This is a genomic window from Candidatus Avelusimicrobium alvi (assembly GCF_958451995.1).
In the GTDB taxonomy this organism is placed as follows: Bacteria; Elusimicrobiota; Elusimicrobia; order Elusimicrobiales; family Elusimicrobiaceae; genus Avelusimicrobium; species Avelusimicrobium alvi.
On sequence record NZ_CAUDSG010000001.1, the window covers coordinates 19,508 to 32,779 of the forward strand.

A 13,272-nucleotide genomic window follows, 5' to 3' on the forward strand; every position below is an offset into this window, starting at 1 on the left:
TAAACGCAAATGACAGGTTGTTGAAACTACTTCAAGTAGTAGCTAGTAGAGAGAGGGCTGCGCCCGTATTGAGAAAAACCCCCGGCTACGCCGGGGGATGTTTATTGATACCCTCACAGAAAACCCCGGGTGTAAACCCGGGGATGAATGAAAATCCCGCCACAAGAAAACGGAGTTTTCTTCTTGTTTGTTAGTGGCGGGCAAAATCAAGCGAAGCTGAGATTTTGAAACAGAATAAATATCCCCCGGCGTAGCCGGGGGTTTTTCACATTGGGGCCCTGCCCCTCCTTACTAGCCAGGCGTGGAACGCCTCTCAACAGCCTGTCGCCCGCGTCTCCCAGGGACTCTTGTCAAACGGCAGCTGCGCTCCCAGCTTATCTTCCCTCAACTGGTTTCTTATATATTCCGCTATCTTTATCTTATTCTTTCCCACTCTATCCACATAATACCCCCTACACCAAAACTCCCGGTTCTTATACTTGTACTCCATATTCTTCCACCGTTCGTATATCAACAAACTGCTTTTCCCCTTTATATACCCCATTACGCTCCCTACGCTATATTTCGGGGGGATTGATAACAACATGTGTATATGCTCTGGACATACTTCCGCTTCTATTATCTCTACTCCCTTCCATTCGCATAACTTGCGCAGTATTCTTCCTATTTCAACCCTTTTTTGCTTATAGAACACCTGTCGCCTGTATTTCGGAGCAAACACAATGTGATATTTGCAATTCCAGCTTGTATGTGATAATTTATTTATGTCCTTATCCATGTTAAGGACCTCCTTTTGTTAAATTGCCTGCTAGCACAGGCAATTTATTATACAAAAGGAGTTTTTTTGTCTCGGGGTCCGGTAGAACCTACTCTGAACCACCGGCCTAGCCGGTGGTTTTCTTTAGACAAGAAACCCCGGGCGTAAGCCCGGGGAGTTTCATGTGCTTTTAATGATTTTTCGGATATTCGGCGCGTGTTTAACCGGCTATTTTACGGCCAGCGTATAGCTTTGGTCTATATGCCGGAAGATTTCCCGGGAGGGGACTTTCCCGTCCAGGAGTATCGTCAGCCAATGTTTTTTATTCATATGATAGCCCGGAAAATACCGCCTGCCGTCCGCCAGCGTTTCCGCTTCGCCCGGCGGGGTGCGTACGTCCAGAATGTTCACCAAATCGCCGGCGGGAAGCCCCAGCTTTTCCGGCGCAAGCACCAGGAGGGCCGCATACCATTTGCCGGTGTCTTTGCGGCGCAGGACGGCATTGCCCGGAAACTGCTTCCACAAAAATTCCAGTTCGTCGTTGTATTTTTCCCGCGCGTATACAATCAGTTCTTTTGCCTGCCGGCTTTTAAATACGTCTTTTTCAAAGCAAGAAGCGGCTATGCGGGCGAGGATATCCTCGTATTCCCGGCGCACCTGCCCTACAAATTTTCCGCTGGCGCCCGCAACGCGGTGCAAAATATATGTTCCGCCGGACTGCGGGTCCCTCAATTCGGCGGACACCTGCCCGTTTTTGTCCACGCGCACGGTGATTTCAAGCCGCGTTTTGGGTAAAATCCCGCGCCATTCATATCCTTGGGCCGCTTGAATAAAGCCAAAAGCTTTTAATTGATCTTCGCGCGGGCGCAGTCGGTCAAAATTCGTCGGAGAATCCGGCATAATTAAATGCTCGTGCCCAGCTCCTGGGCTTCTTTTAATTTGCCGGTTTTGATGATGTCTCCCGCGTCCCAGGTGCCTGCGGCCAACACTCTGCCGCGGTCCGTCCATTTTAAGTAATCCGCAATACTTTTATAGGTGGCTTTTAAGCCGTCGTAATCGCCGTCCGGCTCGCTGCCTTCGGCGGCGGCCAGCAGTACGCATTCTTTAATGTGTAATTTTCTAAGCGCGCCCGGTTTCATATACGCATATAATTTATCCACGGCCGATTTTAACTGCGCGCTCATCGTAAACCAGTACAGGGGCGTGCAAAACACCAGCACGTCGGCTTCTTCCAACAGCGGGGCCAGCTGGTCCAGCCCGTCGTTAAACACGCAGGGTTTTCCGGCAGTCCAGCATTTATCGCAGGCTTTGCAGGGCAGTATCGGGTGAAACGCCGTTTCAAACACTTTGGCCGTATGTCCGGCGGCTTTCGCGCCCTGGATGAACGCGTCCGCCAGGAGCGCGCTGTTGCCCAGCTGGCGGGGACTGCCTGTGAGCACTAGAATTTTTTTACTCATCACGAATTACCCTCCACGGAAATGACGTTCACTTCTTTCTCCAAATCTCCGGCGGCGTTTTTAAGTTCTTTTACGCGGCTGTCCGAATAGCCGTTAAACGTTTTAAGCAGTTGATGTTTGGCGTCGTAGAGAAAAAGCATCGGCACGCCGTTCACATTCAGCTGGTCGGCCAGCGCGCCGCCGCCGTACACCGCATCGGTGCGGATATTATACTGGCGCAGAAGTTCCAGCGGTTTTAAAGGAGCTTCGTCGGTAAATACGGCCACGAACTGTACGTCTCTTAAAGCTTTGCGGGCTTCTTCCAGCTGTACCAGCGTTTTTTGGCAGTAAATACAGCCGGAGCTGACCACGGCAATTAAAAGAGGTGTGCCCGTATAGTCCAGCGTGGTCCACTGTGCGCCGCTTCGCACCTGCGGCAGGGAAAACACGGGTGCGGCAGAAACGGCCGCTTTTTTGGCGGGCGATTTTTTAACTGTTTTTTTCGCTTTGGCGGGCGCGGCGGACAGGGCCGCCGAAACACATAAAATGCTGAGGAGCAAAAGTAGTTTTTTCATACCCAGAGTATAGCTTATTTTACGGTTTTTTGCGCGGAGCGGACAAACGGGCTTCTTCCGAAGAGAAAAAACACCCCAAAAACGCTTTAAAAAATTGATAAAATATACCTATGCAACATACCATCTGCGCGTTGGCTACGGGAACGGGCGGGGCGGTCGCTTTGGTGCGGCTGTCCGGGCCGTCGGCTTTGGCAATTTTGGGGGAGCTTACCCGCCAAAAAGCCGCGCCGCCGCCGCGCCGGCAGACGCTTTGCACCCTTTACGACGGGGCGGACGTGTTGGATAAAGCCCTGGTGACCTATTTTAAAGCCCCGCATTCCTTTACCGGGGAAGATGTGGTGGAATTTGCCGTCCATGCTTCGCCCTATATCAAAGGGCGGCTGTTGGAGCTTTTATGCGCTTTGGGCGCAACGCCCGCCAGGAGGGGGGAATTTTCCCAGCGCGCGTTTTTAAACGGCAAGATGGATTTAGTGGAAGCGCAGGGGCTGTGCGATTTAATTTCTTCCGGCAACAAGGCCGCGCACAAGCTGGCGATGGATTCGCTGGACGGGAAACTGTCCGGGCGGCTGGAGGAACTCAAGAAACGCCTGTCCGAGCTCTTGGCGCAAATTGAAGTGCGCTTAGACGATGTGGACGAAGAAATGGCGCCCCTTTCGGATGATTTTGTGCAGACGGAAATCAACGCCGCGCTTAAAAGCATTAAGGCCCTGGCGGATACTTTTTCCGTCGGCAAATACATTAAAGACGGCCTCAAAACCGCCATCGTGGGCGCGCCCAACAGCGGCAAATCCAGCTTATTAAATGCGCTGGTGGGGTTTGACCGCGCAATTGTGTCCGACGTCAGCGGCACCACGCGCGACACGGTGGAAGAAACTCTGGAAATAAACGGCCAGAAAATCGTGCTGACCGACACCGCGGGCATCCGCGAACACGCGCTGGACCCGGCCGAAAAAGAAGGTATGCGCCGCAGTATGCGCGCGATGGAAAGCGCGGATTTAATTTTGCTGGTGCTGGACGCCTCGCGCGCGCTGACCCCCGAAGAGCGGGAACTGTGGGCGGACATCCGCCGGCAAAACAAGAGGACGCTTATCGTGCTCAACAAGACGGACCTGGGGCGCAGGGACTGCCTGCCCCAAGACGCGGCCGAATACGAAGTGATTGCCGTATCGTGCAAAACGGGGGAAGGGTTAGAAAAACTGAAAGCGTCCGTTACCGCGGACGTAACCGAGGCGCAGACGGCGGACGGACTGATGATTTCCAACCTGCGCCATTACGAAGCGCTCCTGCGCGCGCAGACGGAGCTGGAAAGCGCGCTGATCCGCTTGCATGCACAGGCCGGGGGCGAAATTTACGCCGAGCATCTGCGCGGCGCACTTACTTATTTGCAAGATTTAATCGGAGAAGTAACGCCTGACGACGTACTCGGGATTATTTTTTCCAAGTTCTGCATGGGGAAATAAATGTTTGTTTGCGAAGAAAAATACGATGTCATCGTTATCGGCGGCGGCCACGCGGGCTGTGAAGCCGCGCTGGCGTCCGCCAAGCTGGGCGCCAAAACGCTGCTAATCACCCAAAGCCTGGATACGGTGGCGCAAATGTCCTGTAATCCCTCCATCGGCGGAATCGCCAAAGGGCAGATTGTGCGCGAAATTGACGCGCTGGGCGGAGCCATGGGCCGCGTAACGGACCACGCCGCCGTGCATTACCATATGCTCAACACCGGCAAAGGCCCCGCCGTGCATTCCCCGCGCGTGCAGTGCGACAAAAAAATCTACCAGTTTACCTTTAAACATTTTCTTGAATTACAGCTCAACTTGGACGTGATGCAGGATGAAGCCGTCAAAATATCGGTGTCGGACAGCGCCGCCGACGGCGTGCTTACGCTTCGCGGCACCTTCTACCACGCCAAAACCGTCGTGCTGACGACGGGCACTTTCCTGGCGGGCACCATTCACATCGGCACGGATATGTTCCGCGGCGGCCGGTATAACGATATGCCGTCTGACGCGCTGGCAAAAAACCTGCGGGACGATTTAAAGCTTCATATTCTGCGTTTTAAAACGGGCACGCCCATGCGCATTAACGCGCGGGGGCTGGATTATTCCAAATTCCGCCTCCAGCCGTCCGACAATCCGCTTCAGCCCATGTCGCACTTTACGGACGTAAAGGAACAGTCCAAACGGCGTTTTTTAAGCTGTTACATCACCCGCACCACGCTGGAAACGGATAAAATCCTGCGCGAAAATTTCCGGCGTTCGGCCATGTACAGCGGCAATATCCACAGCCTGGGGCCGCGTTATTGCCCGTCGGTGGAAGACAAAATCAAAAAATTTCCGGACGTTACCAGCCACCCGCTTTTTCTGGAGCCGGAAGGCTTTCATACCGAGGAATACTATATCCAAGGTTTCTCCACCAGCATGCCCGAAGAAGTACAGCGCGCGCTTATTAAATCCGTGCCGGGAATGGAAAACGCTTCCATCACGCGCCCGGGCTACGCCATTGAATACGATTTTTCCGACCCGCGCGATTTGTATCCGTCTTTGGAAAGCAAATTAATTCCCGGCCTGTTTATGGCGGGACAGATTAACGGCACGACAGGCTACGAAGAAGCCGGCGGCCAGGGGTTGATTGCGGGCGTAAACGCCGCGCTCAAAACGCAGGGCAAAGAGCCTTTTGTCCTCCGCCGCGACGAAGCGTACATCGGCGTGCTGATTGATGATTTGATTAACAAAGGCGTCAATGAACCGTACCGGATGTTCACTTCCCGCGCCGAATACCGCATTTTACTGCGTAACGACAATGCGGACCTGCGCCTTGCCCCGCACGGCTTTAAACTGGGCCTGCTGGACGAAAAATACAAAGCTCCTTTTGAAAAATACCGCGCCCTCTGCGAGCGGCTGATTGCGAGTCCGTCCGCCGCCGCGGACGAAAACGAAGCGGACCTGTTCCCGTGGACGCCGGAAAAAGCGCGTGCGCACGCGGACATTCACCACAAATACGCCGGGTATTACGAGCGCAACAAAAAAGACGCCGAAAAACTGGCGGAGCTGGACGCCGTCAAAATACCCGAAGGGTTTGACCCTTCTTCCGTGCGCGGGCTGTTGTTTGAAAGCGCGCAGAAACTGGCGGAAGTCAAGCCGCAGACGCTGGGGCAGGCGGGGCGGATTCCGGGCGTAACGCCCGCCGACCTGCAGCTCCTGGCCGTACACATTGAACGCTTCCGGAGGCTTAAAAATGCCAAAGCGGCTCACTGATTATGCGGCGTCTTTAAACCTGCCGCTAAGCGAACGGCAGGCGGAAACCCTGGTTGCCTACGCTAAACTGGTGTGGGCGAAAAAAGATTTTTTAAATTTAACCAGCGCGGCCGATTTGGACGAAGTCCTCTCCCGCCATATTTGCGACGGGCTTGCGGCCGCGGCCAAACTAAACGCCCTGGCGCATGCGGCGCAGCTTGAAAAACCGCTGATTGCAGACGCCGGCGCCGGCGCGGGGTACATCGGCCTGACCGTTGCCGCCGCCCTGCCCCAGGCGCAGGTGACGCTGATTGAAAGTATTGAAAAACGCTGTTCGTTTATGAACTGGGCTATTTTGAATGTAGGTTTAAAAAACGCCAAAGTAAAAAACGCCCGCCTCGGCCAGGGAACGGCGTTTGCGTTTGATTTTTTGACCGAACGCGCCATGGGCCAGCTGCCGGATATTTTACAGGCGTGCCTGGGGGCGGTTAAGCCGGGGGGCGTGTTTATCGCGTTCCAGGGGGAGCACCCGCAGGCGCAGGTATGCGAGCCGGAAAGATACGGCGCGGTGCTGGCGGGGGTGGAGCGGTATACCCTGCCCGCCGGAGATAATAAAAAACGTCATTTTGCGTTATTTAGGAAAAACGGGTAATGGATATTGTGAAAAAAATCACCTGTCTGCTGTGGCTGCTGGCGGCGCTTTTAATCGCTCCGCCGCTCTTGCGTTCGTTTGGTTTAAAACCCAAAGACATGGTAAAAGCGCTGTTTTCGGAAGAGGCGCGCCCTTCCGCCGTGCTCAACCAGCCAGAAGCGCCGGCGGGGGAAAGCGAACGCGGCAAAGCGCGGGAGCTGCGGCCCGATATTTCCGTCCCGCCGCCGCCCGCTTCGGAGAGTGCGGTGGAGTATTCGCCCGAAGAAGAAAAAAGTTTTAATGAAATGATTTCCGGCCTGGAGCATGTGGCGCTTGTCGCCCCGAAGGATGATTTGGAATCCCTGCCCTCGCAGGTATACCGCCCGGCGGATTCGGCCCAAAAAGTGCGCTGGCTGCCCCCGCCGCCCGGCTTTTTAACGGCGGATACGTTTAATTACCTGATTTACCGCGAAAAAAACCCCGTTACGGAAAACATTAAAACGGTGCTGGACACTATCCACGGCAACCTGATGCTGGATTTAACGCCGTTTACCATTGTAATTAAACCCAATAAAATCCTGGTTATGCTCTTTGGCGAGAAAGACAGTTATATGAAATTTACCAAACGCCCCGCGTGGTCGGGCGCGTCGTCCGATTTGCGGGCCGATACCATGTACGTTATTGAGGGCCAGAGTTTTTATCCGCTTTCCGTGCACGAGCTGACGCATTTGTATTTTGACGGCTACTTCCTGCCCACCATTTCGCCTTTGTGGCTTTCGGAGGGGATGGCGGTGTATATGCAAATCCACGCCACCAAACAAAAGCCCAGCTGGGTGGACCGCAGCCTGCGCCGGATTTTAAAGGGGGATTATATTTCGTTTGACGAAATGACCGTTACCGAAGATTTAAGCAATTACGATACGTCCCAGGCCGAGCTGTGGTACACTCAGGCTTACAGCGTGGTGGATTATCTGCTCAACACCCGCCCGCGCGACGAGTTTTACAAACTCTGCAACGAAATCAAAGCCAAAACGCCGCTTTACCAGGCGCTTTACCGCGCGTACGGTATGCCGTTTAACAAAGTAAGCGTATTGGAAAACGTCTGGCTGCACGATTTGCAAAAAGCGTACCGGGACGGTAAAATTCTCCAAACGCCTCCGGCGGCCAAGCCCGCCCCGCGGCCCGCTTCGGCCGCGCCGGCAATGGTGCCCGCCCCGCGCCCGACTAAAAAACCCGCGCCGCAGCAAACGAAAATCAATAAACTCAAACTGGTTCCCACCAACAGTTACAGGGGAGGTTTTTAATAATGTCCCAAGAGTGGACCCATATCCCGATTATGGCCCGGGAAATAGCCGATATCCTGTTAACCAACCCCGAAGGCGTGTATGTGGACGGCACGCTGGGGCTGGGCGGACACGCCAAATACTTTTTAAGCCGCCTGGGCCCTCAGGCGCGCATACTGGGGTTTGATAAAGACGAAGAAGCCCTGAAAATGGCCCGGGAGCGCGTGAACGACCCGCGGCTGAGCGTTTTTCACGCGAGCTATACCGAAGCCCCGGCGCGGCTGGCCGAACTTAACTTGCCCGGCGCGGACGGAGCGTTATTTGACCTGGGGCTCAGCTCCTACCAGCTGGATAACCCGCAGCGCGGGTTTAGTATAATGAATAACGGCCCGCTGGATATGCGTTTTGACCGCCAAAACCCGCTCAGCGCGGCGGTGATTGTAAACACCTGGCCGATGGCGGAGCTGGAACGGATTTTAAAAGAGTACGGCGAGGAACGCAATTTCACCAAAATTGCGCTGGCCATTATGCAGGCCCGCCGCCAGGGGCCGATAGAAACCACCGGCAAATTAAAAGAAATTATTGAAAGCGTTTACGGCAAAAGAGGGGGGAAAACGCACCCCGCCACGCAAACGTTCCAGGCGCTTCGCATCGCGTGCAACCGGGAACTGGAAACGGTGGAAAACGTTCTTTCCGCACTGGGAGACATTGTAAAACCGGGCGGCCGTGCCGCGGTGCTGACGTTTCATTCGCTGGAAGACCGGCTGGTAAAAAACCGCTTTAAAGAACTGGCCAAAACCGGCGGGTGGCTGCTGGTCAACAAGCACGCACTGGCGCCGCAGTACGAAGAAGTGCGCGAAAACCGCCGGGCGCGCAGCGCGAAACTACGCGTAATTGAACGGGTGAAATTATGAGAGTATTCATCGTTTTATTTCTCTTGTGTCTTTTCGGGTTCGGCGTAGCGGTGATGCGCATTGAAATCAACCGCTCGGGCCGCACCATCAGCCAGCTGCAAAACGAAGTGGAAATCAAAGAAGCGCGCAACCAGTATTTACAGCTGGAAATTTCCCGCCTTTCCAGCCCGGAAAACATCACCCGGCTGGCGCGGGAGAAACTGGGCCTCGTGCCCGCCAAGCCGCACGAAATTATTGTTTTGGACGATAAATAACTATGCTCAGAAAACCCGCCGCCTCCCCTGTTGTGTTCAACGTCAAAAGCCGTATGCGCACGGCGGGGATGGTTATTTTGCTGGCGCCGCTGTGTATTTTTCTGCGTCTGTTTTATATGCAGACCTTTCTGTACGAAGAATTTTCCTCCAAGGCCGAACGCGCCATCTACAACTACCTGGCCGAAGACCGTTTAAGGGGCAAAATTTTGGACGTCAACGGGCGCGAACTGGCGGAATCGGTCCGCACGCATTCCTGCGGCGTAAACAAGCGTTACGTAAAAGACAAAAACAAAACCGTGGCGTTTTTGTCCGAAACGCTGGGCCTGCCCAAAAAACGCATTTTGGAAAAATGGAACCGCTCTTCCAACTTTTTCTTCGTGGCTAAAAAAATCAAGCCGGACAACTATATTAAAATCTCCGAAGTCCTCCGCACGCAGCTGGGCCAGGGCCTGGAACTGACGCCCGAGTACGAGCGCATCCACCCCTACGGGCAGAGCGCGCTGGATTTAATCGGCGCAGCCAATTCCAAAAACCTGGGGCTTTCGGGCATTGAACAGATGTTTAACCGCGAGCTCAGCCAGGACATCAGCAAAAAACGCGCCAAACGCGCGCGCCGCGGGGAAATTATTTACGACCGTAAACTCAAAGAAGAACTGTCGGTGGCTAACGTCTATCTGACGATAGACTCCGTGGCCCAGTTCTACGCCGAAGCGGCGTTAAAAAAAGCGGTGGAAGACGTGGGCGCGGAACACGGCGTGGCCCTGGTACAGGAGCCTGCCACGGGCAAAATTCTGGCGGCGGCTTCCTACCCGGTAAAAGACGGGCAGTCGCTCGCGTTTCAGTTCACGTACGAGCCGGGCTCCACTTTTAAAACGGTAGCCATTTCGTCGGCTCTGGACGCGGGCGTGGTGAGCGTAACGGACAGCATTGATATGGACGGGCGCAACTGGGAAATCGCGCGCGGTGTGGTGGTGCGGGACCGCCAGCATAATAAAGATTTTCTTTCCATTCCCGAAATTATGCAGCTTTCCTCCAACATCGGCGCGGGTAAAATCGCGCTTGAACTGGGGGCCAAAAACCTGTTTTACTATATCAAAGCGTTTGGGTTCGGCACCAAGACGGACATCAATTTTAACGGCGAATCCAGGGGAAACGTGCCCCCGTACAACAAATGGACCAAAGTGGATACCGCCACCAAAGGCTACGGCTACGGCGTGGCCGTTACGCCGGTGCAGCTGATTAACGCCTATTCGGCCATCGCCAACGGCGGCACGCTGATGCAGCCGCATATTATTGACCGCATTGAATACGCCGGCGGCCGGGTGGAGAAAAAATCCAAACCCGTCAAAATCCGCCGGGTGCTGCGCCAGGAAACTACGGAAACGATGAAAAAGGTCCTGCAAAGCGTGGTGGAAGCCGGTTCCGGCCGGCGCGCGCAGATAAAAGGCTACAACGTGGCCGGAAAAACGGGTACTGCCGAAAAACTCAGCAAAGAAGGCGGCTACGCCAAGCGCAGCCACATCGTGTCCTTCTGCGGGTTTGTCCCCGCGTCCGACCCGCAGTTTACGGTGCTGGTTATTTTGGATAATCCGACGAAATATACTTTCGGCGGTACGGCGGCGGCCCCAGTATTTAAAGAAATTGCCGAGCGTTTGCTTTCCATGAAAGGCATCCGGCCCGACCAGCTGGATTTTGAATAACGCCGCCGGACTTATGCCGGACGGCCCAATTTTGATTTATCTAAGGAGCAATTATGAAGCTTAACCTAACCCTCAGCAAAATAGCGGAAATTACCGGCGCGGAGCTGGTTTCTTCCGCGCCCGACACCAAAGTAACCGCTTTTGTAACGGATTCGCGCGTCATCCGCCCCGGCGACGCGTTCATCGCGCTTAAAGGCAAAAACCACGACGCCAGACGCTTTATCCCCGAAGTGCTTGAAAAAGGAGCCGCCGTGGTGCTGGCCGAAAAAGGATTTGAGCTTCCCGCCTGCTCCCGGGCTTCGTTTCTGTTGGTGGAAGATTCCTTAAAAGCCCTTCAGGAACTGGCGAAATACCACCGCGTAAACAGCACCTTAAAGGTGGCCGCCGTTACCGGTTCCAACGGCAAAAGCACCACCAAACAAATGCTGCGCGCCATTTGCGAAACCGCCGGCGAAACCGCCGCCAATATGGGCAATTTCAACAACCAGTTCGGCGTGCCGTTTTCGCTCCTGGAAATTCAGCCCAAGCATAAATTCGGCGTGTTTGAGCTCGGCGCTTCCCACCCCGGCGATATTGAAGAAACCGCCCGCCTGGCGGTGCCGGACGTGGCGGTGATTACCAATGTTTCCGCCGCGCATCTGGAATTTTTCCACGATTTGGAAACTGTTTATAAAACGAAAACCGAAATTGCCAAATGCCTCAATTTCGGCGGTACGCTGGTGTATAACGCCGATGATGCGATGCTCGCGCGCTTAAAAACCGAATTTAAAGGCAAAAGCATTTCCTTCGGGTTTAACCCGGGCGCGGACCTGCGGATTTTGGAAACGGAAAAGTTTTCTTTCACCTATAAAGGCGAAGCGTATGTGCTGGATTTAAAGCTGGAACGCCACGACAAACTAAACGCCGCCGCCGCTTCCGCCGCCGCGATTGCGCTGGGGCTGTATATGGATAACGTAAAAAAGGGTCTTTTGGCCTTTACGCCCATGCCCATGCGTATGGAACGGCTGCATAAAAACGGCGTGGAATTTATTTTGGATTGTTACAACGCCAACCCGGCCAGTATGCAAAACGCGCTGGAAATTCTGGGGCGCGCAATATCCCGCCCGCGCGTGGCGGTGCTGGGGGATATGAAAGAACTGGGGGAAACCTCCAAAGAATATCACCGCCTTGCCGCGCGCCACGTGCTGGACAACGGGGTGGAATACGCGTTTTTGGCGGGGCCGGAAATGAAGTACGCCTATGAGAAACTAAAAGACGCGCCCGGCGTGAAAGCGTTTTACGCTCCCACGCCGCAGGGCTGGACGCGGGATCTTGCCGCCGTGCTTAAAAAGGGCGGCGCGTGCCTGGTGAAAGCCTCGCGCTCCATGAATTTTGAAAATATCCTGAAGGAGATTTAAACCGCATGTTATATTACCTCTCGCTGTTTACGGATGATCTGAGTTTCTTAAACATTTTCAGCTATATCACGTTCCGCACCGGCGCGGCGATTTTTACGTCCTTTCTGCTGACGGTTCTCATCGGCCCCAAAGTGGTGGCCAAGCTGCGTTCGTTTAAAATCCAGCAGATTGAACGCGAATACGGCCCCGCGTCCCACCTGTCCAAAAGCGGCACGCCGACTATGGGCGGCCTGCTGATTTTCGTCAGCCTCGTCGTCAGCGTGCTTTTATGGGCGCGGCTGGACAGCAGTTATATTTGGCTGCTCATTTTCACCACCGTTACGCTGGGCGTTGCGGGCGTGATGGACGATTACACCAAGCTCGTTAAAAAGAACCCGGAGGGGATGAAGTCCTCCATCAAGCTGGCCATCCAGCTGTTTACCGCGCTTATCGTGGTGGGTTATTTGGCGTTAAACCCGCCCAACGGCGAGTACGCCACCTCGCTCATTATTCCCTATATGAGCAAAATGTTTATTGACCTGTCCGTTTTCTACTTTGCTTTTGGCATGCTGGTGATTGTGGGCGCGTCCAACGCCACGAACCTGACGGACGGCCTGGACGGCCTGGCAAGCGGGTGCATGGTGTTTACGGCGGCCACATATGCGATTTTTGCGTACCTGGCGGGGAACGTCAATTTCGCCGATTATTTAAAGATTATTTACGTGCCGGGCGCGGGAGAAATTACGGTGTTTATGGGCGCGCTGATTGGCGCGTGTTTGGGCTTTTTGTGGTTTAACGCCTATCCCGCCCAGGTGTTTATGGGCGACACGAGCTCTCTCTTTTTGGGCGGCGTAATCGGTACGGCGGCGCTGTGCGTCAAGCAGGAACTGTTACTGCCGATTGCCGGCGGTATTTTTGTGCTGGAAACCCTTTCCGTGATGCTTCAAATGGGATACTTTAAACTGACGCACGGCAAGCGATTATTTAAAATGGCCCCGATACACCACCATTTTGAACTGATGGGCGTGCCGGAGCCGAAAGTGATTGTGCGGTTTTGGATTATGGGCGCGATGCTGATGCTCCTTGCGCTGGCGTCCTTAAAAATCAGATAAA

At 54.3% G+C, this 13,272-nt stretch carries 13 protein-coding genes; 9 read left to right on the plus strand and 4 right to left on the minus strand.

Annotated features, from left to right (window positions below; all coding sequences use genetic code 11):
- Nucleotides 1–313 precede the first annotated feature (313 nt).
- The 4 genes from tnpA to ACQY36_RS00105 all read right to left on the minus strand — a co-directional run bounded on the left by tnpA (nucleotide 314) and on the right by ACQY36_RS00105 (nucleotide 2,768).
- A complete protein-coding gene (tnpA, locus tag ACQY36_RS00090) occupies nucleotides 314–778 on the minus strand; it encodes an IS200/IS605 family transposase (protein ID WP_428077138.1) in 465 nt (154 codons plus the stop codon).
- 207 nt (nucleotides 779–985) lie between these two features.
- Nucleotides 986–1,657 (minus strand): MmcQ/YjbR family DNA-binding protein, encoded by a 672-nt coding sequence (locus ACQY36_RS00095; protein WP_428077140.1) that lies wholly within the window; start codon nucleotides 1,655–1,657, stop codon nucleotides 986–988.
- 2 nt (nucleotides 1,658–1,659) lie between these two features.
- The gene (locus tag ACQY36_RS00100) at nucleotides 1,660–2,214 is read right to left on the minus strand and encodes a flavodoxin family protein (protein ID WP_428071996.1); all 555 of its coding nucleotides are present in this window, start codon (nucleotides 2,212–2,214) and stop codon (nucleotides 1,660–1,662) included.
- Nucleotides 2,214–2,768 carry a TlpA family protein disulfide reductase gene (locus ACQY36_RS00105; RefSeq protein ID WP_428077142.1) on the minus strand — a complete coding sequence of 185 codons (555 nt, stop codon included), beginning with the start codon at nucleotides 2,766–2,768 and terminating at the stop codon, nucleotides 2,214–2,216. The genes ACQY36_RS00100 and ACQY36_RS00105 overlap by 1 nt, the downstream gene beginning before the upstream one ends.
- Before the next feature lie 110 nt (nucleotides 2,769–2,878).
- Between ACQY36_RS00105 and mnmE the strand changes: the two genes are divergently transcribed.
- The 9 genes from mnmE to mraY are packed head-to-tail and all read left to right on the plus strand — an operon-like array spanning nucleotide 2,879 to nucleotide 13,271.
- On the plus strand, nucleotides 2,879–4,228 hold the full coding sequence (mnmE, locus tag ACQY36_RS00110; protein WP_428077144.1) for a tRNA uridine-5-carboxymethylaminomethyl(34) synthesis GTPase MnmE: 1,350 nt from the start codon (nucleotides 2,879–2,881) through the stop codon (nucleotides 4,226–4,228).
- Entirely contained in the window at nucleotides 4,229–6,022 is a 1,794-nt protein-coding gene (gene mnmG, locus ACQY36_RS00115) for a tRNA uridine-5-carboxymethylaminomethyl(34) synthesis enzyme MnmG (protein WP_428077146.1), read from the plus strand. It abuts the gene before it with no gap.
- Nucleotides 6,003–6,653, plus strand: coding sequence for a 16S rRNA (guanine(527)-N(7))-methyltransferase RsmG (locus ACQY36_RS00120; protein ID WP_428056556.1), 651 nt, complete (start codon nucleotides 6,003–6,005; stop codon nucleotides 6,651–6,653). The genes mnmG and ACQY36_RS00120 overlap by 20 nt, the downstream gene beginning before the upstream one ends.
- Entirely contained in the window at nucleotides 6,653–7,936 is a 1,284-nt protein-coding gene (locus ACQY36_RS00125) for a hypothetical protein (protein WP_428077148.1), read from the plus strand. Before ACQY36_RS00120 ends, ACQY36_RS00125 begins: the two co-directional genes overlap by 1 nt.
- Before the next feature lie 2 nt (nucleotides 7,937–7,938).
- Nucleotides 7,939–8,829 carry a 16S rRNA (cytosine(1402)-N(4))-methyltransferase RsmH gene (gene rsmH, locus ACQY36_RS00130; RefSeq protein ID WP_428077150.1) on the plus strand — a complete coding sequence of 297 codons (891 nt, stop codon included), beginning with the start codon at nucleotides 7,939–7,941 and terminating at the stop codon, nucleotides 8,827–8,829.
- Nucleotides 8,826–9,083 (plus strand): septum formation initiator family protein, encoded by a 258-nt coding sequence (locus tag ACQY36_RS00135; RefSeq protein WP_428077152.1) that lies wholly within the window; start codon nucleotides 8,826–8,828, stop codon nucleotides 9,081–9,083. Before rsmH ends, ACQY36_RS00135 begins: the two co-directional genes overlap by 4 nt.
- A 2-nt stretch (nucleotides 9,084–9,085) precedes the next feature.
- Nucleotides 9,086–10,783 (plus strand): peptidoglycan D,D-transpeptidase FtsI family protein, encoded by a 1,698-nt coding sequence (locus ACQY36_RS00140; protein ID WP_428077154.1) that lies wholly within the window; start codon nucleotides 9,086–9,088, stop codon nucleotides 10,781–10,783.
- A gap of 53 nt (nucleotides 10,784–10,836) precedes the next feature.
- On the plus strand, nucleotides 10,837–12,180 hold the full coding sequence (locus tag ACQY36_RS00145; protein WP_428077156.1) for a UDP-N-acetylmuramoyl-tripeptide--D-alanyl-D-alanine ligase: 1,344 nt from the start codon (nucleotides 10,837–10,839) through the stop codon (nucleotides 12,178–12,180).
- A gap of 5 nt (nucleotides 12,181–12,185) precedes the next feature.
- Nucleotides 12,186–13,271, plus strand: a complete 1,086-nt coding sequence (mraY, locus tag ACQY36_RS00150) for a phospho-N-acetylmuramoyl-pentapeptide-transferase (protein ID WP_428056562.1) — start codon at nucleotides 12,186–12,188, stop codon at nucleotides 13,269–13,271.
- Nucleotide 13,272: the final 1 nt, after the last annotated feature.